This window comes from Pseudomonas sp. DW-iso17 (genome assembly GCF_058725345.1).
Genome location: NZ_JBZXEA010000013.1, coordinates 12657 through 33558 on the forward strand (window position 1 = coordinate 12657; position 20902 = coordinate 33558).

At 61.3% G+C, this 20902-nt stretch carries 17 protein-coding genes; 1 reads left to right on the forward strand and 16 read right to left on the reverse strand.

Features of this window, described 5'->3' with window-relative positions; translation table 11 throughout:
* Positions 1 to 20: 20 nt before the first annotated feature.
* The 12 genes from AC4PS6_RS12230 to AC4PS6_RS12285 form a co-directional block, all read right to left on the reverse strand.
* Positions 21 to 1298 (reverse strand): flavohemoglobin expression-modulating QEGLA motif protein, encoded by a 1278-nt coding sequence (locus tag AC4PS6_RS12230; RefSeq protein WP_014717201.1) that lies wholly within the window; start codon positions 1296 to 1298, stop codon positions 21 to 23.
* Between the two features lie 96 nt (positions 1299 to 1394).
* Complete coding sequence (locus AC4PS6_RS12235) at positions 1395 to 2111, reverse strand: TetR/AcrR family transcriptional regulator (RefSeq protein WP_014717200.1); 717 nt, start codon at positions 2109 to 2111, stop codon at positions 1395 to 1397.
* Between the two features lie 143 nt (positions 2112 to 2254).
* Positions 2255 to 3757, reverse strand: coding sequence for a lysine--tRNA ligase (gene lysS / locus AC4PS6_RS12240; protein ID WP_003189082.1), 1503 nt, complete (start codon positions 3755 to 3757; stop codon positions 2255 to 2257).
* Positions 3758 to 3836: 79 nt separating this feature from the next.
* A protein-coding gene (prfB, locus tag AC4PS6_RS12245; protein ID WP_096001736.1) for a peptide chain release factor 2 occupies positions 3837 to 4932 on the reverse strand; the annotation gives its coding sequence in 2 pieces (ribosomal slippage) (positions 3837 to 4859 and positions 4861 to 4932; 1095 coding nt in all).
* Between the two features lie 175 nt (positions 4933 to 5107).
* Complete coding sequence (locus tag AC4PS6_RS12250) at positions 5108 to 6109, reverse strand: response regulator (protein ID WP_014717198.1); 1002 nt, start codon at positions 6107 to 6109, stop codon at positions 5108 to 5110.
* Positions 6110 to 6161: 52 nt separating this feature from the next.
* On the reverse strand, positions 6162 to 7172 hold the full coding sequence (locus AC4PS6_RS12255) for a chemotaxis response regulator protein-glutamate methylesterase (RefSeq protein WP_003189079.1): 1011 nt from the start codon (positions 7170 to 7172) through the stop codon (positions 6162 to 6164).
* Positions 7169 to 9445: a hybrid sensor histidine kinase/response regulator gene (locus AC4PS6_RS12260; protein WP_032903262.1), complete on the reverse strand. Its 2277-nt coding sequence runs from the start codon at positions 9443 to 9445 to the stop codon at positions 7169 to 7171. The genes AC4PS6_RS12255 and AC4PS6_RS12260 overlap by 4 nt, the downstream gene beginning before the upstream one ends.
* Positions 9442 to 10143 carry a chemotaxis protein CheW gene (locus AC4PS6_RS12265; protein ID WP_020301147.1) on the reverse strand — a complete coding sequence of 234 codons (702 nt, stop codon included), beginning with the start codon at positions 10141 to 10143 and terminating at the stop codon, positions 9442 to 9444. Before AC4PS6_RS12265 ends, AC4PS6_RS12260 begins: the two co-directional genes overlap by 4 nt.
* Entirely contained in the window at positions 10140 to 11402 is a 1263-nt protein-coding gene (locus AC4PS6_RS12270) for a CheR family methyltransferase (protein WP_336827142.1), read from the reverse strand. The genes AC4PS6_RS12265 and AC4PS6_RS12270 overlap by 4 nt, the downstream gene beginning before the upstream one ends.
* Complete coding sequence (locus AC4PS6_RS12275) at positions 11399 to 11911, reverse strand: chemotaxis protein CheW (protein ID WP_014717194.1); 513 nt, start codon at positions 11909 to 11911, stop codon at positions 11399 to 11401. The genes AC4PS6_RS12270 and AC4PS6_RS12275 overlap by 4 nt, the downstream gene beginning before the upstream one ends.
* Positions 11911 to 13533 carry a methyl-accepting chemotaxis protein gene (locus AC4PS6_RS12280; RefSeq protein ID WP_014717193.1) on the reverse strand — a complete coding sequence of 541 codons (1623 nt, stop codon included), beginning with the start codon at positions 13531 to 13533 and terminating at the stop codon, positions 11911 to 11913. The genes AC4PS6_RS12275 and AC4PS6_RS12280 overlap by 1 nt, the downstream gene beginning before the upstream one ends.
* Before the next feature lie 210 nt (positions 13534 to 13743).
* Positions 13744 to 14424, reverse strand: a complete 681-nt coding sequence (locus tag AC4PS6_RS12285) for a tellurite resistance TerB family protein (RefSeq protein WP_336827141.1) — start codon at positions 14422 to 14424, stop codon at positions 13744 to 13746.
* A 304-nt stretch (positions 14425 to 14728) separates the two neighbouring features.
* Between AC4PS6_RS12285 and AC4PS6_RS12290 the strand changes: the two genes are divergently transcribed.
* Positions 14729 to 16354, forward strand: a complete 1626-nt coding sequence (locus AC4PS6_RS12290) for a glucan biosynthesis protein D (RefSeq protein WP_054917809.1) — start codon at positions 14729 to 14731, stop codon at positions 16352 to 16354.
* A gap of 54 nt (positions 16355 to 16408) precedes the next feature.
* Here the strand turns inward: AC4PS6_RS12290 and AC4PS6_RS12295 are convergent, their stop codons facing one another.
* From AC4PS6_RS12295 to AC4PS6_RS12310, 4 genes are all read right to left on the reverse strand, one after another.
* Positions 16409 to 16594, reverse strand: a complete 186-nt coding sequence (locus tag AC4PS6_RS12295) for a hypothetical protein (protein ID WP_014717190.1) — start codon at positions 16592 to 16594, stop codon at positions 16409 to 16411.
* Positions 16595 to 16799: 205 nt separating this feature from the next.
* Complete coding sequence (locus AC4PS6_RS12300; protein WP_014717189.1) at positions 16800 to 17336, reverse strand: GNAT family N-acetyltransferase; 537 nt, start codon at positions 17334 to 17336, stop codon at positions 16800 to 16802.
* Between the two features lie 103 nt (positions 17337 to 17439).
* Entirely contained in the window at positions 17440 to 18546 is a 1107-nt protein-coding gene (locus tag AC4PS6_RS12305) for an NADH:flavin oxidoreductase/NADH oxidase (RefSeq protein WP_019817719.1), read from the reverse strand.
* 135 nt (positions 18547 to 18681) lie between these two features.
* Positions 18682 to 20583: a potassium transporter Kup gene (locus tag AC4PS6_RS12310; protein WP_014717187.1), complete on the reverse strand. Its 1902-nt coding sequence runs from the start codon at positions 20581 to 20583 to the stop codon at positions 18682 to 18684.
* Positions 20584 to 20902: the final 319 nt, after the last annotated feature.

Below are 20902 nucleotides of genomic sequence, written 5' to 3' on the forward strand. Positions count from 1 at the left end.
TTTTGATCCGGTTTCGTCAGTTAAAGGATATTGGAGTAATCCGCCTCGATCCGGTCCAGGCTCAAGTGGTTAAGGAAGTTGGAGAAGCACATCCAGGCCGCCAGCGCGTTCATGTCGCGGAACTGCTCCGGCAGGTACTTGGGCGGCACCACCAGGCCTTCGTCGACCAACTGGCGCAGGGTACGCATGTCTTCAAGGGTGGTCTTGCCGCAGAACAGCAGCGGCACTTGCTCCAGCTTGCCTTTACGTACAGCGAGCTGGATGTAGTTGTAGACCATGATAAAGCCCTTGAGGTAGGACAAATCCTTGGTAAATGGCAGACCGGTGGGCACCGAACCACGGAATACCCGGCTGGCATTCCCATAGCTTTCGGCCATTTCAAAGCCTTGCTCGCGGAAGAACTCAAACACCTGCAGGAAGTCCGCCCCCTCCTCCACCATATGGATGGCACGTGTCCGGTTGGTAAGTTTGCGCAGGCGGCTGGGGTAGGAGGCAAACGTGATGATTTCCATCAGGATCGCCAGGCCTTCCTGGGTGACGGTGGACGACGGCGGGCCTTTGGACAGGAACGTGCAGATCGGCTGGTTCTGGCCGTTGAGGGTGGTGCCCACATGCACCAGGCCTTCATGCACCTCCAAAGCGCGCACGTCGCGGTCGTTGAACATCGCGTCGGCGCGGATCTTGATGTAGTCAGCGCCCGCCGCTGCGTCGGCGACAATGCCATCGGACTCGAATACGCGGATGGTCTCCTCCGCTTCGCCAAACACTTTGTTCAGACGGGTTTGTAGCAGGCTGACCGCATCTTTGGCGGTGAGGGTCTTGGCTTCGTCCTTGAGGTCACCCCGGCCATCAATGTTGTTCAGGTAATCGGAGAGCATCAGACCAAGGTCGGCCAGGGTCGGGTCGCCAGCGTGGAACGCATCGGAGGCGGCGCCGTACAGCTCTTGGGAAATAAGACCGAAGTCCTCGGTGCCGCGCGCTTCAAGCATGCGCACCACCATGCGGTATTCGCGGCACATGCGCCGCATGATCTGCCCCACCGGGCTGAATTGTCCAAGGCGACGGGTGATGTCGCGCTCGATGTTCTGGAATTCCAGCTTCACCGCGCTGGAGTCGAACGACAGCGGTCGGTTCAGGTAGTAATCACGGTCTACGGCAGGCATCGCCTTGCCCTTGGCCTTGAGAAATCCCTGGCGAATGTTTTCGTCCCATTTCACCGCATCGAGAACGCGGATCGGTGTTTGCGCCAGCACAATGCGATCGGACAAGGTGCGTATCGTCTGCTGGTAATCGTCCACCCGGTGCTTCCTCTTTAAACGTTATTGGCCCACGCGCAGGTAGCGCACGGCTTCAGCAGCAAGCCCAGCTCCCCCCAAAGCAGATTGCGCACAGGGCTAGACCGAGGCCAATACCAGGTGCATGTAACGCTTGAGAATTTCAAGCATCTCGTCACCGGTCAGAGGCTCTGCGCCGCCCAACAGGCCCTGATATTCCATCCGACTGATGATAGCCGTCAACACCTTGGCATCCTGCTGCGGCTCACGGGAGCCCAATACCTGGAAAAACTGCCCGGTACCCTGCAACAGGATCTGTTGATGGGAGCGTACCAGTTCGGCCAGCCGCGGGTTCAATAGGGCTTCCTGGCGAAAAGCCTGCTCAGCCATGAGGTATTCGCGCCGGTTGGTCAGCTGGCGCAGTACATAGTCTGCGGTCAGGCGCGCGATATCATCGGCCAGTTGCGAGCGCGACTCCGGACTGCCATCGCCATAGGCGACCATCTCGCGCAACAGGCCTTCGTTGCGCACCCACAGTTTGCCCATGAAAGCGGCGCTGCGTTCCACGTACTGGGCGAAGGTATCGGTGAGCAGGTCGTCGATGTCTTTGAAGTAATAGGTGGTGGCCGACAGCGGCACCCCCGCCTCTGCCGCCACTGCCCGGTGACGTACGGCCCGCACGCCATCGCGCACGACGATACGCATGGCCGCATCGAGAATGTCTTGCCGGCGTTGCTCGCTGCCCCGTCGGCTGGCCTTGCGGCCCTGGTACTGAACGCTTTCAGCCACGGCAGCAGCAATGCCGGCGGCACCTTCTTGAGCTATTACGCGGTTCACCACACTTCTTCCTTTAGAGGTGACGCGGAGCGTCACAGGGTGCATTCCCACGCGGAGCGTGGGAATGATCACTGACGAGCACCACTTGAACAGGCCACATAAAAAAGCCGCCTTATAAAAGGCGGCTTCGGATTTCGCTACGGTTACGCTTGCGGCCGCATGTGCGGGAACAGGATCACGTCGCGGATCGACGGCGAGTTGGTCAACAACATCACCAGACGGTCAATGCCGATACCCTCACCGGCAGTCGGCGGCATGCCGTACTCCAGGGCCCGAACGAAGTCGGCATCGTAGTGCATGGCTTCGTCATCACCGGCGTCCTTGTCGGCCACCTGGGCCATGAAACGCTCGGCCTGGTCTTCCGCGTCGTTAAGCTCGGAGTAGGCGTTGGCGATTTCGCGGCCACCGATGAACAGCTCGAAACGGTCGGTGACGTTGGGGTTGTCGTCGTTGCGACGGGCCAGCGGCGACACTTCGAACGGGTACTGGGTAATGAAGTGCGGCTGCTCCAGCTTGTGCTCCACCAGTTCTTCGAAAATCATCACCTGCAGCTTGCCGAGGCCTTCGAAGCCCAGCACCTTGGCGCCGGCTTTCTTGGCAATGGCACGGGCCTTGTCGATGTCGTTGAGGTCGTCAGCGGTCAGCTCGGGGTTGTACTTGAGGATCGAGTCGAACACCGACAGGCGCACGAATGGCTCGCCGAAGTGGAACACCTTGTCGCCGTACGGCACGTCAGTGCTGCCCAGCACCAGCTGTGCCAGCTCGCGGAACAGTTCTTCGGTCAGGTCCATGTTGTCTTCGTAGTCGGCGTAGGCCTGGTAGAACTCCAACATGGTGAATTCAGGGTTGTGACGGGTCGAGACGCCTTCGTTACGGAAGTTGCGGTTGATCTCGAACACCTTTTCAAAGCCGCCCACCACCAAGCGCTTGAGGTACAGCTCCGGCGCGATACGCAGGAACATTTCCATGTCCAGCGCGTTGTGGTGGGTTTCGAACGGTTTGGCTGCGGCACCACCCGGGATGGTCTGCAGCATCGGGGTTTCCACTTCCAGGAAGTCACGCTGCATCAGGAAGCTGCGGATGTGAGCAATGACTTGCGAGCGTACGCGGAAGGTCTGGCGCACGTCTTCGTTGACGATCAGGTCAACGTAGCGCTGGCGATAGCGCTGTTCGGTGTCGGTCAGGCCGTGGTGTTTGTCTGGCAGCGGGCGCAGGGACTTGGTCAGCAGGCGCACATTGGTCATCTCGACGTACAGGTCGCCCTTGCCGGAACGGGCCAGGGTGCCTTCGGCTGCGATGATGTCGCCCATGTCCCAGGTTTTCACCGAGGCCAGGGTTTCTTCGGACAGGGTCTTGCGGTTGACGTAGACCTGGATGCGACCGGTCATGTCCTGGATCACCATGAACGAGCCACGGTTGAGCATGATGCGACCTGCCACCTTGACCGGGATCGCAGCCTCTGCCAGTTCTTCCTTGGTCTTGTCCGCGTATTGCTTCTGCAAGGCATCGCAGTAGTTGTCGCGACGGAAGTCGTTGGGGAAGGCGTTACCCTTGGCGCGCTCGGCAGCAAGCTTTTCCTTGCGCAGGGCGATCAGGGAGTTTTCTTCCTGTTGCAGGGCTTGCGGGTCGAGTTGTTGGTCGCTCATGTCTTTAAATATTCCATCAGGTTCGTTGCCCCCAGCCTTCGGCGGGGGATCGCGGGCAAGCCCGCTCCCACAGAGGGTATTAGAGGCCGGATTTCAGGCTGGCTTCCAGGTATTCGTCGATATCGCCGTCGAGTACCTTGTCGCAGTCGCTGCGTTCGATGTTAGTGCGCAGATCCTTGATCCGCGAGGCATCGAGCACGTACGAACGGATCTGATGGCCCCAGCCGATATCCGACTTGGTGTCTTCCAGCGCCTGGGAAGCGGCGTTGCGCTTCTGCATTTCCTGCTCGTACAACTTGGCCCGCAGCATTTTCATGGCGGTGTCCTTGTTGGCGTGCTGGGAACGTTCGTTCTGGCAGCTGACCACGGTGTTGGTCGGTACGTGGGTAATACGTACGGCCGAGTCGGTGGTGTTTACGTGCTGGCCACCGGCGCCGGAGGAACGGTAGGTGTCGATCCGCAGGTCGGCCGGGTTGATCTCGATTTCCACTTTGTCGTCGATCTCTGGCGAGACGAACACCGCAGAGAATGAGGTGTGGCGACGATTGCCGGAGTCGAACGGGCTCTTGCGCACCAGGCGGTGCACGCCGATCTCGGTGCGCAGCCAGCCAAAGGCATATTCGCCCTTGATGTGCACGGTCGCGCCCTTGATACCGGCCACTTCACCGGCGGACAGTTCCATGATGGTCGCGTCGAAACCGCGTTTGTCGGCCCAGCGCAGGTACATGCGCAGCAGGATGTTGGCCCAGTCCTGGGCCTCGGTGCCACCGGAACCGGCCTGGATATCCAGATAGGCGTTGTTCGGGTCCATTTCATGGCTGAACATGCGGCGGAATTCAAGCTTGGCGAGGTTTTCCTCGAGACGGGCCAGCTCGGCGACGACATCGCCCACTGCGCCTTCGTCGTTTTCTTCGACGGCCATGTCCAGCAGGTCGCGGCAATCACCCAGGCCGGTGTTCAGTTCGTCGAGGGTATCGACGATCTGTGCCAGCGCAGCGCGCTCGCGCCCCAGTTCCTGGGCGTACTCAGGTTTGTTCCAGACACTCGGATCTTCAAGCTCGCGATTGACCTCGGTCAGACGCTCATGCTTTTGATCGTAGTCAAAGATACCCCCGAATAGTTTCGGAGCGCTCGGACAGGTCCTTGATGGTGTTAAGGATCGGGTTGATTTCCATGGCGGGCAGCACTCGTTGGCGAACTTTTGAAAGCCGGCGAGTATAACGGCAAACGGCTGCGAACGGCAGTCCGCTTGGCCGAAAAGGCGGTGGTTTGTACAGGATCCATAGCCAGATAGCGATCAAATGTGGGAGCTGGCTTACCTGCTCCCACAGAGGCGCCCGGCGCTTGGGATTATTCGATGCCCACCTGATTACGCCCATTATTCTTGGCCGTGTATAACCCCTTGTCCGCCGCCATGATCAACTGCCGACAATCGGTACCCTGGACAGGCGTCAACGTCGACAGCCCAATACTGATGGTCAGGCTGGCACCTTCAGCCGGGGCGATGTGCGGGATTTTCAACGCCGCTACCGCCATGCGCAGCTTTTCCGCGACCAGGCGTGCGCCGCCCGGTGAGGTGTTGGGCAGGACAAGCGCGAACTCCTCGCCGCCGTAGCGCGCCGGCAAATCCGAAGGGCGGCTGCTGGCTTCACGGATGGTGTTGGCGACTTTGCGCAAGGCTTCGTCGCCCTCGACGTGGCCGAAGCTGTCGTTGAAGGTCTTGAAGAAATCCACGTCGATCATCAGCAGCGACAGTTGGGTCTGGTCGCGCATGGCGCGGCGCCATTCCAACTCCAGGTATTCGTCGAAGTGGCGGCGGTTGGACAGCCCGGTCAGGCCATCGGAGTTCATCAGGCGTTGCAGCACCAGGTTGGTGTCCAGCAACTGTTGCTGGCTGACGCGCAACGCGCGGTAGGCCGCGTCGCGCTGCAACAGGGTCATGTAGGAGCGCGAGTGGTAGCGGATGCGCGCCACCAACTCGATGTTGTCCGGCAGCTTGACCAGGTAATCGTTGGCCCCGGCCGCAAAGGCCGCGCTCTTGATCAGCGGGTCTTCTTTGGTGGACAGCACGATGATCGGGATATTCGCGGTGGCCGGGTGATTGCGGTATTCGCGCACCAGAGTGAGGCCGTCCAGGCCCGGCATCACCAGGTCCTGCAAGATCACCGTGGGCTTGATGCGGATCGCCTGGGCAATCGCCTGGTGCGGGTCGGCACAAAAGTGGAAGTCGATGTTTTCTTCATGGGCCAGGCCACGTCGCACGGCTTCACCGATCATGGCCTGGTCGTCGACCAGCAACACCATGGCGGCGTTTTCGTCGGTCTTGAAGTCGTCGAGCTGTAAATCATTCATGTGCAGTCACCTGAATTACTACCTGCAAGCCAGCACGGCGGGAGATTTTTGTTCATTTTGCAAAGACCTCCAGCAATCGGGGCGCAATTCTATCCAGTGGGCGAATTTCAACAGCAGCATCAATCGCCGCCGCCGCTTTGGGCATGCCATACACCGCCGAACTCTGTTGGTCCTGGGCGATGGTCAAATATCCTTGTTCCCGCATCAGCTTGAGGCCCTGGGCGCCGTCGCGCCCCATGCCCGTGAGCAAGACGCCGACGGCGTCACCGTTCCAGTGGCTGGCGACGCTTTCGAAAAACACGTCGATCGACGGCCGGTAAATCTCGTTCACCGGCTCTGCGGTATAGGCTAGCGTGCCATTTTTCAACAAGCGAATATGGTGGTTGGTGCCGGCCAGCAATACCACGCCGGGTTGAGGCGGCTCGCCTTCACAGGCCAGGCGCACCGGCAGGCCGGAAGCGCTGCTCAGCCACTCGGCCATGCCAGCGGCAAACACCTGGTCCACATGCTGCACTAGCACGATGGCGGCAGGGAAATCCCGGGGCAACCCCTTGAGCAGAACTTCCAGGGCCGCCGGCCCACCGGCCGAAGAACCAATCGCCACCAGCCGTTGACGCTTGCCGGTGACCCGCTGCGGCGGGGTTTCGGCACGCACCCGCGTGCCGCGCTGGCCGATCAGCCAGCCAATATTGAGGATCTTGCGCAACAGGGGCGCCGCCGCATCCTTGGGGTTGCCCACGCCCAGTGCCGGGGTGTCCACCACATCCAGGGCGCCGTGGCCCATGGCTTCGAATACACGGCTGACGTTGGCCTGGCGGTCAACGGTGACGATCACGATCGGGCATGGCGTGTCGGCCATGATCTGGCGGGTAGCTTCCACGCCGTCCATCACCGGCATGATCAAGTCCATCAGGATCAGGTCCGGGGTCAGCTCGGCGCAACGCTGCACCGCTTCCAGGCCATTGCTGGCTACCCACACCACCTCGTGGGCGGGCTCGTAACTCAAGGCACGGCGCAATGCCTCTACGGCCAGGGGCATGTCATTGACGATCGCAATCCTCATGCCCGGGCGCCTCCAATCAGTTCAACCACGGCGTCGAGCAAGGCGTCGTCATGGAAACTGGCTTTGGCTAGATAATAGTCGGCCCCGGCGTCGAGGCCACGGCGGCGGTCTTCTTCACGATCCTTGTAGGAAACCACCATCACCGGCAATGATTGCAGGCGACTGTCACGGCGCAAAAGTGTGACCAATTCAATACCGTCCATGCGAGGCATATCAATATCCGTGATAAGCAGGTCGAAGTCCTCGGAGCGCAATGCGTTCCAGCCATCCATGCCATCGACCGCCACGGCAACTTCATAACCCCGGTTGAGTAACAATTTGCGTTGCAGCTCGCGCACCGTCAGTGAGTCGTCCACCACCAGCACGCGCTTGCGCGGCGCTTCGGTGGCCTGCTGGTTGCGCCGGGCGATGCGCTCCAGGCGGCCGGTATTGAGCAGCTTGTCCACTGAACGCAGCATGTCTTCGACATCGACGATCAACACCACCGAGCCGTCATCGAGCAAGGCCCCGGCAGAAATGTCCTGGACCTTGCCCAGGCGATCATCCAGCGGCAACACCACCAACGTGCGCTCGCCGATAAAGCGCTCCACGGCAATCCCGTACACGGCATCGCGTTCGCGGATCACCACCACTTTCAAGGTATCTGAAGGGGTCTGCCCCGGCGGGCGCTGCAGCAACTGACTGGCGGCAACCAGGCCGACGTGTCGGCCTTCATGCCAGAAGTGCTGGCGGCCTTCCAACTGCACGATGTCGTCGGGGGCCAGGTCGCACATGCGTTCGATATGCGCCAGGGGAAACGCATAGGCTTCTTCGCCGACTTCCACCACCAGGCTGCGCACCACCGACAGGGTCAGCGGCACCTCAAGATGGAAGCGACTGCCCTGCCCCGCCGTCTGTTCCAGCACCACTGCGCCGCGCAACTGGCGAACCATATGCTGCACCGCGTCCAGGCCCACACCGCGCCCGGACACTTCGGTGACTTTGTCCCGCAGGCTGAACCCCGGCAGAAACAGGAAGGTCAGTAGCTCCTCTTCGCTCAGGCGCAGAGCCGTTTCCACCGGAGACAAATTCCGGTCGACAATAGTGCCGCGCAGGCGCTCGAGGTCGACACCGTTGCCGTCATCGCTCAATTCCAGCACCAGCAACCCGGCCTGATGGGACGCGCGCAGGCGAATCAAGCCCTCCGCCGGCTTGCCCGCCAGCACGCGCTGCTCAGGGGTTTCGATGCCGTGGTCGACGGCATTGCGCAATAAATGGGTGAGCGGCGCTTCGAGTTTTTCCAGCACGTCACGGTCGACCTGGGTCTTTTCGCCTTCAATCTCCAGGCGCACTTGCTTGCCCAGGCTGCGACCGAGGTCACGCACCATACGCACCTGCCCGGCCAGCACATCGGCAAACGGCCGCATGCGGCAGGCCAATGCGGTGTCGTAGAGCACCTGGGCGCGCTGGCCGGCCTGCCAGCCGAACTCATCCAGCTCGGCGTTTTTTTCCGCCAGCAGGGCCTGGGCTTCACTCAGCAGGCGACGGGTATCGGCCAGGGCTTCCTGGGCTTCCAGGTTCAGATCCAGGGATTTTAACTGGCCATCCAGGGCATCCAGTGCACGCAAGCTGTTGCTCTGAATGCGCTTGAGGCGTTGCAGGCTGGCCAGGTACGGCTTGAGCCGCTGGGTTTCCACCAGGGATTTGCTGGACAAGTCCAACAGGCTGTTCAAGCGCTCGGCCGTCACCCGCAGCACGCGCTCGCCGCCTTCAGTCATGCGTTTGCTCTGGCGCGGCGCTTCACTGCTGACCGGCGCGGGCTCCAGCTCGGGCTCCAGCAGCAATGCGTCAACCCGCGGCGCGGGGATGGGCTCGGGATTTGGCACGGGCGTGGCAATCGGCTGCGAGGGATCGAGCAAGCGCTCCATCAGCGCTACGTACGCCTCGATATCCGCCGGCCCCACGTCATTGCCCGGCGTGGCGATTCGCATCAGCAGGTCGGTGCCTTGCAGCAACGCGTCGATATGTTCAGGTTGCAGGTACAGGCGGCCTTCCTGGGCACTGACCAGGCAGTCTTCCATGACGTGGGCCACGCTGACCCCGGCATCCACGCCGACAATCCGCGCCGCCCCTTTAAGTGAATGCGCGGCGCGCATGCAGGCTTCGAGCTGGTCGGCCTGGGTCGGGTTGCGTTCCAGCGCCAGCAGGCCCGCGCTCAACACCTGGGTCTGCGCATCGGCTTCCAGGCTGAACAGTTCCAACAGCGAGGCATCGCGCATCTGGTCGGGGGTCATGCGAGGCTCCGGGTCACGGCGGACAACAATTGCGCTTCGTCCAGCCAGCGCAGACTGCGGCCTTTCCACTGCAACACGCCTTGGGTGTAGCGTGCGCTGGCCTGGGTGCCGGACACCGACGCAGCCTTCAAGGTGCGCTCATCGATGGCGTGGATGCCGTCTACTTCATCTACCGGTACGACGACCGGGCCGTCCTGGGCAGCGATGATCAGCATGCGCGGCATGATCCGCCCGCCGCTGGCGCCGGCACTGGTGCTGTCCAGGCCCAGCAGTTCCACCAACGACAGGCACGCCACCAGCGCCCCGCGTACGTTGGCCACGCCCAGCAGCGCTCGGGAGCGCTGGTGCGGCAGCGAGTGGATCGGCTGCAACGGCGCCACTTCCACCAGGCAGCGGGTGGCGATACCGAGCCATTCTTCGCCGAGGCGGAACATCAACAGCGAACGGGTGACCACATCGCTATCCGCTTCGGCAGCTGCCTGCGCGTGATGGTCGTCTTGTTGCAGTGCGTAGCGGTCGAGCAGGCGTGTGGCGGCGGCGGAATACACCAAGCAATTGCGGCAGTGGATATGCTCGGCCAACAGCGGGCAGGACTTGTCGCCATGAATACCGATGCGGTTCCAACAGTCGTCAATGGCTTGGGTATCGGTCAGCGTCAGGTCCAGGCCTGCGGTGTCGAGCGCGTCAGGGCTACTCATCGTTTGGTCTCACTGTCAGCTCGCTCGCTACGGGCGGCGCGTGCCTGAAGACGACGCGCGCCGACACTGTCACCCTGGGACTCGAGCAACGCGGCCAGGTGCATCAGGGCCTGGGGATGCTGCGGTTCCAGATACAGAGCTTTTCGGTAATACCCTTGGGCCTCCAGGGCACTGCCAGCCACATCGCTGAGCAGCCCCAACCAGTAAAACACCTGGGCGGCCGGCGGGTGACTGCTCAAATACCGCTCGCAGGCCGCTCGGGCCTCGGCACTTTTGCCCTCGTTGGCCAGGGTTGCGATCTGGCTGAGCAGATCCCCGGCATCGGTTGGCACCACGTTGACCGGTGGCACGCTGGGGCTGACGGTGCTGAACGGTCGCGGCTTGAGCGGTATCGGCGCCGCCCTGCGCTGCGGTAGCGGCGCGGGCGTCGGTTTGATCACAGGTGCAGCCGGCGCGGCCGGTTCTACATGCCGACTGAAGGCAAAGGACTGCGGCACGCCGATGGAGCGCATGCCGTGGCGCCCCAGCAGGCTGCCCTCGGCCGGGCCGATAAACAGCACGCCGTCCACGTGAGTCAATGCCTTGAGCACATCAAAGACCTGTTTCTGGGTCGGCTGGTCGAAGTAGATCAGCAAGTTGCGGCAGAACACAAAATCGTAGGTCGGCTCGTTCGCCAGCAGTGCCGGGTCCAGCAAGTTGCCGACTTGCAGGCGCACTTGTTCACGCACCCGGTCGGCGATGCGGTAAACGCCTACGTCTTCAGTGAAGTGGCGGTCGCGAAATTCAAGATCGGCGCCGCGAAACGAGTTCTTGCCGTACACGCCCCGCCGCGCGCGCTCCACCGACAGCGGGCTGACGTCCATGCCTTGCACTTTGAACTGGTGGGGCGCCAACCCCGCATCGAGCAAGGCCATGGCAATCGAATAGGGCTCTTCGCCGGTCGAACACGGCAGACTGAGAATACGCAGGGCGCGCATCTGGTTGATCTCGGCCAAGCGTGCCTGGGCCAGGCGAGCCAGGGTTGCAAAGGATTCGGGATAGCGGAAAAACCAGGTTTCGGGGACGATCACCGCTTCGATCAGCGCCTGCTGCTCGTCATGGGAGGTTTGCAGGTGTTGCCAGTAAGCCTCCGCCGACGGCGACTGGGACGACTGGCAGCGCTGGCGCACCGCGCGCTCGATGATCGCCTCGCCCACCGAAGCGACGTCCAGGCCGATGCGTTCTTTCAAGAACGCGAAAAACCGCGGGTCATTGCTCATAGGCTCAACTCGGCGGAAAACAGCAAGGCACGCACTGGCGCGGTCAACAGATCGGCGACGCCAATCCACTGCATCAAGCCCTGTGCGTCCTCGCGCACCGGCCCCAGGTATGGCGCCTGCTGATTGTCCAGGCCATAGGGCTGAAATTCGGCGGGGTCGCAACGCAGGGTGTCGGTGGCCTGTTCCAGGATCAGCCCTAGCCAACGCGCCTCACTCCAAGGCTGCGGCTGATAATTGACCAACACCAGGCGCGTACTGGTACGCGCCTGGGCCGAAGTGCCGAACGTCAGGGCGCTCAAGTCGATGACCGGCACCAGCGCCCCACGATGGGCGAAGATACCCGCCACCCATAAGGGCGCTTGGGCGATAGGTTTAAGCGCCAGGCGCGGCAGCACCTCGGCCACTTCCGTGGCCTTGAGGGCAAAGCGTTCGTTGCCGATGCGAAACACCAGAAACAATGCCTTTTTCGCTGCCGGGACGGCACCGCGTTTAGCCGCGAGCTCACTCATCAGACTTTGAAACGCGAGACGCCGCTGCGCAGACCGACCGCAACCTGGCTCAGTTCATCAATGGCAAAGCTGGCCTGGCGCAGGGATTCGACGGTCTGGCTGCTGGCATCGCCCAATTGCACCAGCGCATGGTTGATCTGCTCGGCGCCGGTGGCCTGGGCCTGCATGCCTTCGTTGACCATCAACACCCGCGGCGCCAGGGCCTGTACCTGATGGATGATCTGCGACAGTTGCTCGCCCACTTGCTGCACCTCCGACATGCCACGGCGCACCTCCTCGGAGAATTTGTCCATGCCCATCACCCCTGCCGACACCGCCGACTGGATCTCACGCACCATCTGCTCGATGTCGTAGGTCGCCACAGCGGTCTGGTCGGCCAGGCGGCGCACTTCGGTGGCAACCACGGCAAAGCCGCGCCCGTACTCACCGGCTTTCTCAGCCTCGATGGCCGCATTCAGGGACAACAGGTTGGTCTGGTCGGCCACCTTGACGATGGTGACTACCACCTGGTTGATGTTGCCGGCCTTCTCATTGAGGATCGCCAGCTTGGCGTTGACCAGGTCGGCGGCGCCCATCACCGAGTGCATGGTTTCTTCCATGCGGGCCAGGCCCTGCTGGCCGGAACCGGCAGCCACCGAGGCCTGGTCGGCGGCGGTGGACACTTCGGTCATGGTGCGGACCAAGTCCTTGGACGTGGCGGCAATCTCGCGGGAAGTGGCGCCGATTTCGGTGGTGGTGGCTGCGGTTTCTGTCGCGGTCGCCTGTTGCTGCTTGGAGGTCGCGGCAATTTCGGTGACCGAGGTGGTGACCTGCACCGATGAACGCTGCGCCTGGGACACCAGGGCAGTCAGCTCGGTCATCATGTCGTTGAAGCCGGTTTCAACCGCGTTGAATTCGTCCTTGCGCTCCAGGTTCAGGCGCTTGCTCAGGTCACCGGTGCGCATGACTTCGAGGATTTGAACGATGCGCTGCATCGGCGCCATGATCGCGCGCATCAGCAACAGGCCACACAGCGCGGCGGCGAGAATCGCCAGCAACAGCGAGACGCCCATGCTGATCTTCGCGGCCGCTACCGCATCATCGATGGCGGCGGTGGCGTTGTCGGCGACCTGCTTGTTCTCATTGATAATGTCATTGAGCTTCATGCGGCCTGCTGTCCAGGCGGGGGTCAGTTGCTCGTTGAACAACCTCAGTGCTTCGGCGGCGTTATTGCTCTGATGGGCCGCCAAAACCTGGGCGAGAATCTGGTTGTAGCTCTGGTGCAGTTTTTCGAAGGCATCGAATTCGGTGCGATCCTGGGTGATATTGATCGTCCCTGCGTAGCTGGCCATATGTTGCTCAAGCCGAGCCTCGAAAGACTTGTAGTCCTGTTTGTCGGTTTCGGAAATACCCTGGTTCTCGTGGATTCCGACCAACTCTTGGGTTTGCAGGTAGCTGTCGACCCAGGCGCTGCGAATCATCGAGCTGAAAAACACCCCGGGCACCGCATCGTCCCGCACTGAGTTTTCGCTGATTTCGATTTTCAGCAAGCGCGAATACGAGACCACGACCATCAGCAGCATGATCGCGATAATTACCGCAAAGCTCGCCAAAATCCTTTGGCGCAGGGTCCAGTTCTTCACAGTAATTCCTCGCAGGGCCATTCAAATGGAGGGGAGTATAGCTGAGCGGCTGCGCGCTTTTATCAAGGCTTTTGATGTGCAGTGCACAGAATGCAAAAGTGGGAGCGGGCTTGCTCGCGGATGCGGTGAGTCAGCCAGAAATAGAGTGACTGGTCTACCGCATTCGCGAGCAACCCCGCTCCCACATTTTTGATTGGCGTGCGGCCTTGTTTATGCGTTAAGCCGCACTTGTTTTTCCAACTCAAGCTTCAAGCCGGGCTCAAGTTTCAGTTGGCGGGCCAGTTCGTCCAGGTAGGCTTTTTCCATGAAGTTTTCTTCGTCCACCAGCATCACGCTGGCGATGTACATTTCGGCGGCCATTTCCGGGGTGCTGGCGGCGCGGGCGACGTCGGTGGGGTCCAGGGGCTTGTTGAGTTCGGCGTGCAGCCAGTGTTGCAACTCCTGGTCGTTATCCAGCTTGGTAAACTCGCCTTCGATCAAGGCACGCTCGCGCTCATCCACATGGCCGTCAGCCTTGGCCGCGGCCACCAATGCCTTGAGAATGCCTTGGCTGTGTTGTTCGACCTGGGCCGCTGGCAGGCGGTCGATGGTTTGCGGCTCGCCTTGGGGCGCGCTGGCCTGCTGGGACTGCCAGTTGCCGTAAGCCTTGTAGGCAATCACACCCAGTGCGGCCAGGCCGCCGTAGGTGAGCGCTTTGCCACCGAATTTACGCGCCTTCTTGTTGCCCAGCAGCAAGCCCATGGCTCCCGCCGCCAGGGCCCCGCCGCCTGCACCGCTGAGCAAGCCGCCGAGGGCGCCCTTGTCATTCGACTTAGGCTGCCCACCCGCCTTGTTTTGCAACATATCCTGGCCAGACTTAAGCAGTTGATCGAGCAATCCACGGGTATTCATTCGTAGCCTCCAGACACTTGGGTTCGTAGGACCAATAGGCCTTCAGCGTAAAACTAAGTGCCAAAAAGCCGCGATCTAGAGTGCTTCCAGATGTAACGTTCTACTGCGATGCTGGAAATGTCTTGTTGCATATGCAACGCCATCATCCCGCCATCAATCAATTTTCCTTGTTCATCGAACCGCTTAAGCTATCCGGCGTCTGTTTGTTGTCCGTTGCGTTTGGCCGAAGGCATGTCCGAACCGTTATTTCTGATCCGCTACGTGCCAGGAACGGCGCGGGATTTGCTCACGACAGGTTGTCTCTATGCACCGCAGGAATTTGCTCAAAGCATCCATGGCCATTGCGGCTTACACCGGTTTGTCGGCCAGTGGCCTGCTGGCCGCGCAGGCCTGGGCCGGGAATCGGGCTGCCGATGGCAAGGCCGTGGCGTTCGATTTCGAATCGCTCAAGGCCCAGGCCAAGCAATTGGCCACCCGTGGCTACCAGGACACTAAGCAGGTGCTGCCGCCGACCCTGGCTACCATGACCCCGCAGAATTTCAACGCCATCGGCTATGACCGTAACCATTCGCTGTGGAAAGAGTTGAACGGCCAACTGGACGTGCAGTTCTTCCACGTCGGCATGGGCTTCAAGACGCCGGTGCGCATGCACAGCGTCGACCCCAAGACCCGTGAAGCCCGCGAAGTGCATTTTCGCCCGTCGTTGTTCAACTATGAAAAAACCACGGTGGACACCCAGCAATTGACCGGCGACCTGGGTTTCTCCGGTTTCAAGCTGTTCAAGGCACCGGAGCTGGACCGCCATGACGTGCTGTCGTTTCTGGGCGCCAGCTACTTCCGTGCGGTGGATTCCACCGGCCAGTACGGCCTCTCGGCGCGTGGCCTGGCGATTGATACCTACGCGAAAAAACGCGAGGAGTTCCCCGATTTCACGCAGTTCTGGTTCGAAACTCCGGACAAGGACGCCACGCGCTTTGTGGTCTACGCCCTGCTCGACTCGCCAAGCGCCACCGGTGCCTACCGCTTCGACATCGACTGCCAGGCCAACCAAGTGGTGATGGCGATCGACGCGCACATCAATGCGCGCACCGCCATCGAGCAACTGGGCATCGCGCCCATGACCAGTATGTTCAGCTGCGGCACCCATGAGCGCCGCATGTGCGACACCATCCACCCGCAAATCCACGACTCGGACCGCCTGGCCATGTGGCGCGGCAACGGCGAGTGGATCTGCCGCCCCCTGAACAACCCGGCCAAGTTGCAATTCAACGCGTTCGCCGACACCAACCCCAAAGGCTTCGGCCTGGTGCAGACCGACCATGAGTTCGCCAGCTACCAGGACACCGTCGACTGGTACAGCAAACGCCCAAGCCTGTGGGTTGAACCGACCACGGCCTGGGGCGAAGGCTCCATCGACTTGCTGGAAATCCCCACCACTGGCGAAACCCTGGACAATATCGTGGCCTTCTGGACCCCGAAAAAGCCTGTGGCCGCCGGTGATTCGCTCAACTACGGCTACAAGCTGTACTGGAGCGCACTGCCGCCAGTGAGCACGCCGCTGGCACAGGTCGATGCGACCCGTTCCGGCATGGGCGGCTTTACCGAAGGCTGGGCACCCGGCGAGCATTATCCGAAGGTATGGGCGCGGCGTTTCGCCGTGGACTTCAAGGGCGGCGGCCTGGATCGCCTGCCAGCGGGCACCGGCATCGAGCCCGTGGTGACCTGTTCCCATGGTGAGGTGAAGGACTTCAGTGTGCTGGTGCTGGACAACATCAAGGGCTACCGCATCCTGTTCGACTGGTACCCCACCAGCGACAGCGTGGAACCCGTCGAATTGCGCCTGTTTATACGAACCCAGGACCGCACCCTCAGTGAAACCTGGCTGTATCAGTACTTCCCACCTGCCCCAGAGCAACGCAAATACACCTGATGCCACACTGCACGATCATTCCCACGCAATAACGTGGGAATGATCGGATTTGGCTCAGAATCGCGACACGCTTTTCATCGCGCCAATCAGATAGCGCATCGCCACCTGATCGCTCTCGGTCAGCGCCCGGTATTGCACCAGCAACTCCATCTCATCTGAACTCAACCTTCGACCCCGCAAGGACATCCGGCGACTCAGAAAAGACGCCACCGCACCCGCTACGCCATAGGACTTGGCCATGGACCGCTACTCCTGATATCAGTCAAACACTCCTGGTGCCCATTTCCCAACTCCCGGGAAGCGCAACGGCTTCGCGGACCAACCGCCTGTCTCCCTGGGCCAGGAGTCGGGCTTACCCTTAGCGTAGAAACTATCTCACCATTCGTGGGATTTTTTTAGAGTATTAACTTAAAAAAATAACGTCGGTAATAAAAGCCTACAGCCATTACTCACGCAGGGGTCGATACAGGTGGATGTCTAGCGGTTCTTGCGCATAAAGCTCAGCGTGGGGTTGCTGCAACAAATGGCAACCATGGCGCAGGTAAAAGTCCACGGTGTTACGCGACTCCGTCGCCGAGATATAGAGCGCTTGGACCTCCACTTGCCGGCCGTGCTCGCAAGCCAGCGCCAACAACCGACCGCCCAGGCCAGTACCGCGGGCACTATGGCTGACATGCAGGAATTTCAACTGCCGCATCAGCAAGCCCTGGTGATGGAAGGACCGATTGTCCACCACCACTGCGGCGACCAGCACCGGGCCGTCGAATACGCCCCACAACCACCCGCCGCGCTGGAGGCAGGCATGCAGCGCCACCGCATCCTGTTCAGCCTCGCCTTCAGGCCAGCCGCGCATATCATGATGTGTGGCATACAACACCAGTTCGCCGCAGTCCATGCGATAGCACGCCGGGATCAGCTCCGTACGATCGATGGTTGCCAGCAAAGGGATATCGTCTTCGGTTAACGCGCGTTCCACCAGCATAAGCTTCTCCTGCTTAACAACCGCCAAGGATCAGCCTTCCTATAAACGCGAGCAAGAAAAAACCCACCGTGTCAGGGTGGGTCCGGTAGGGCCGTGTGCAGGATCAATCGCGCAGATCCGACTCATGAATCGGCTGGTCGCGGTGGGTGGCGCGCTGGTATTGCGCGGGCCAGATGGCCTTGCGCCCACCCAGATCATCGTCGGCATGCAAAGGCCAGTACGGGTCGCGGAGCAGTTCCCGGGCCAGGAAGATGATGTCGGCCTGGCAAGTGCGCAGGATATGCTCGGCCTGGGCCGGTTCGGTAATCATGCCAACCGTGCCGGTGGCGATGCCCGACTCCTTGCGCACTCGCTCGGCGAAGCGCGTCTGATAGCCGGGGCCGGTGGGAATCTCGGCATTGGCAGCGGTGCCGCCAGAGGACACGTCGATCAAGTCAACGCCCAAGTCTTTCAGGCGGCGCGCCAACTCCACGGTTTCATCCGGGTTCCAACCATCTTCCACCCAGTCGGTGGCCGACACGCGCACAAACAGCGGCAGCTCCTCTGGCCACACGGCACGCACGGCCCTGGTCACTTCCAGCACCAGGCGAATGCGGTTTTCGAAGGAGCCGCCATAGTGGTCCTGACGCTGGTTGCTGATCGGCGAGAGGAACTGGTGCAGCAGATACCCGTGGGCGGCGTGGATTTCCACCACCTCAAAGCCTGCGGTCAAGGCGCGCTTGGCGGCGGCGACAAAGTCAGCGATCACTTGCTGGATCTGCCCTTCGTCCAGTGGCTTGGGCTGGGTGTGATTGGGGTCGAAGGCAATCGGCGAGGGCCCCACCGGCACCCAGCCGCCCTCCTCCGGCTTGACGCTACCGTGTTTGCCGATCCATGGCCGATGGGTGCTGGCCTTGCGCCCGGCATGGGCCAGCTGGATCCCAGCCACCGCGCCCTGGGCCGCGATAAAACGGGTGATGCGCCGCAACGGTTCGATCTGGGCGTCGTTCCACAGGCCCAGGTCCTGGGCGGTGATACGGCCATCGGCGGTCACCGCCGTGGCCTCGGTAAAAATCAGCCCGGCGCCACCCACGGCCCGGCTGCCGAGATGCACCAGGTGCCAGTCATTGGCCAGGCCATCGTCGCTGGAGTATTGGCACATGGGTGAAACCGCGATGCGGTTGAGCAGGGTCAATTGGCGCAGGGTATAAGGTTCGAGCAGCTGACTCATGGCGCACCTCTTCTGGGCTTCATAGGCATTTTTGTAGGAGCGAGCTCGCTCCTACCAGCCTAGTCGACAACCATCGTTTGCACAGGGTTCAGAAGGAAAGCGGGAGCCGATTGCCGGCTCCCGGTAGGCAGCGCCTTACATCTCGACCTGGGTACCCAGCTCGATCACACGGTTGACCGGCAGTTTGAAGAACCGCAGGTTGCCGTTGGCGTTTTTCAACATGAAGGCAAACAACACTTCGCGCCAACGGGCCATGCCTTTGATGCGCGAGGCAATCACCGTTTCACGGCTGAGGAAGTAAGTGGTGCGCATCGGGCTGAAGTCCAGGTCATCCAGATGGCACAGTTTCAGCGCTTCAGGCACATCCGGCTCATCGGTGAAACCGAAGTGCAGGATCACGCGGAAGAAGCCTTCGCCGTAGGCATCCACCTCGAAGCGTCGCGCCGCTGGCACCCGTGGAATGTCTTCGTAAACCACGGTCAACAGTACCACCTGCTCATGCAGCACTTGGTTATGCAGCAGGTTATGCAATAGCGCATGGGGCACGGCGTCGGGCCGCGCGGTGAGGAACACTGCCGTACCCTGAACGCGATGGGGCGGCTGTACGCGGATGCTGCTGATGAAGATCGGCAACGGCAGGCCACCCTCGTCGAGACGGCCGACGAGCAATTGCTTGCCGCGCTTCCAGGTGGTCATCAGCACAAACAGCACGATCCCCGCCAGTACCGGGAAGGCGCCGCCCTGGAGGATCTTCGGCGCGTTGGCTGCGAAGAACAGGCCATCCACCAACAGGCAGCAGAGCAACAGCGGCACGGCCAGCACCGGTGGCCATTTCCACAGCAGCAGCATCACCGCCGACACCAGGATGGTGGTCATCAGCATGGTGCCCGTCACAGCTACGCCGTAGGCCGAGGCCAGGGCACCGGAGGATTCGAAGCCTAGGACCAGCAGGATCACACCGACCATCAACGACCAGTTCACCGCACCGATGTAGATCTGGCCCTGTTCGGCACTGGAGGTGTGCTGGATATGCATGCGCGGGATGTAACCCAACTGGATCGCCTGGCGGGTCAACGAAAACGCGCCGGAAATCACCGCCTGGGAAGCAATCACCGTGGCCATGGTGGACAAGCCCACCAACGGGACCAGGGCCCAGCTCGGCGCCAGCAGGTAGAACGGGTTGCGCGCCGCCTCCGGATCGCCCAGCAGCATCGCGCCCTGGCCAAAATAGTTGAGCACCAGCGCCGGCAGCACCAGCAGGAACCAGGCGCGGGCGATGGGTTTGCGGCCGAAGTGGCCCATGTCGGCGTACAACGCTTCAGCGCCGGTCAATGCCAGCACCACCGCGCCGAGGATCGCCACGCCAATACCGGGGTGAACCATGAAGAAGCGCACACCCCATGCCGGGTTCAGTGCATTGAGCACTTCGGGTTGCTGCAGGATGCCGTACACCCCCAGGCCGCCCAACACCAGGAACCAGGTCACCATCACCGGGCCAAACAGCTTGCCGATGCGGTCGGTGCCGTGTTTCTGGATCAGGAACAGCGCCACCAGCACCACCAGAGCAATGGGCACCACCCATTTTTCCAGGCCGTCGAACGCCAGTTCCAAGCCTTCGATGGCCGACAACACCGAAATTGCCGGGGTGATCATGCTGTCGCCGTAGAACAACGCCGCGCCACACAGGCCACACACCACCAGGAAACTGCGCAATTTCGTGTGCTTCCCGGCAGCTCGCCGGGCCAACGCGGTGAGGGCCATGATGCCGCCCTCGCCCTGGTTGTCGGCACGCAGTACGAACAGCACGTACTTGATCGACACCACCCAGATCAGCGACCAGAAGATCAGCGCAAGGATCCCCAAGACACCGTCATGGTTGACCTGCACCCCATAACCGCCGTTGAACACCTCTTTAAGGGTGTAGAGCGGGCTGGTCCCGATATCGCCATAAACCACCCCGACCGCCGCCACTAGCATGCCAATCGGCTTGGCTTTTGAATGCTCGGCACCTGCTGCCTGACTACTTGCCTGACCCATCAACCACTCCTGCCCTTTGACCTGAGGTCTTTTATAAACAGCGCTTCTAAGCTGACCCTAGCATGCGCTGTTTTACTTCTCGTAACAGACGTTTTATTGACCCAAGGGCTTTACCCGTGCGCAACGGCGCGAAGCATAGCGCAGCACTCGTCGCATTTCCCCGTTCAAGTGAACGGGATGTCGTTTTAGGCAATCAGTCATAGAGGCCACAGCAGCACTTTGGCGCCTTTTTGCCTGCATTGATCACATTTACCGCCAACCGTATATTCCTGGCCCGGCTCAGTCGTGATGCCTGGGTGGTGTGAGCAGGAGCGCCTTG

Bases quoted from the DNA above. Each gene is read 5' to 3' on its own strand.
- AC4PS6_RS12305 (WP_019817719.1), bottom strand. From the start codon at position 18,546: ATGAGTCAGCTGCTCGAACCTTATACCCTGCGCCAATTGACCCTGCTC.
- AC4PS6_RS12265 (WP_020301147.1), bottom strand. From the start codon at position 10,143: ATGAGTAGCCCTGACGCGCTCGACACCGCAGGCCTGGACCTGACGCTG.
- AC4PS6_RS12290 (WP_054917809.1), top strand. From the start codon at position 14,729: ATGCACCGCAGGAATTTGCTCAAAGCATCCATGGCCATTGCGGCTTAC.
- AC4PS6_RS12300 (WP_014717189.1), bottom strand. From the start codon at position 17,336: ATGCTGGTGGAACGCGCGTTAACCGAAGACGATATCCCTTTGCTGGCA.
- AC4PS6_RS12270 (WP_336827142.1), bottom strand. From the start codon at position 11,402: ATGAGCAATGACCCGCGGTTTTTCGCGTTCTTGAAAGAACGCATCGGC.
- lysS (WP_003189082.1), bottom strand. From the start codon at position 3,757: ATGAGCGACCAACAACTCGACCCGCAAGCCCTGCAACAGGAAGAAAAC.
- AC4PS6_RS12255 (WP_003189079.1), bottom strand. From the start codon at position 7,172: ATGAGGATTGCGATCGTCAATGACATGCCCCTGGCCGTAGAGGCATTG.
- AC4PS6_RS12250 (WP_014717198.1), bottom strand. From the start codon at position 6,109: ATGAATGATTTACAGCTCGACGACTTCAAGACCGACGAAAACGCCGCC.
- AC4PS6_RS12310 (WP_014717187.1), bottom strand. From the start codon at position 20,583: ATGGGTCAGGCAAGTAGTCAGGCAGCAGGTGCCGAGCATTCAAAAGCC.
- AC4PS6_RS12275 (WP_014717194.1), bottom strand. From the start codon at position 11,911: ATGAGTGAGCTCGCGGCTAAACGCGGTGCCGTCCCGGCAGCGAAAAAG.
- AC4PS6_RS12285 (WP_336827141.1), bottom strand. From the start codon at position 14,424: ATGAATACCCGTGGATTGCTCGATCAACTGCTTAAGTCTGGCCAGGAT.
- AC4PS6_RS12260 (WP_032903262.1), bottom strand. From the start codon at position 9,445: ATGACCCCCGACCAGATGCGCGATGCCTCGCTGTTGGAACTGTTCAGC.
- AC4PS6_RS12295 (WP_014717190.1), bottom strand. From the start codon at position 16,594: ATGGCCAAGTCCTATGGCGTAGCGGGTGCGGTGGCGTCTTTTCTGAGT.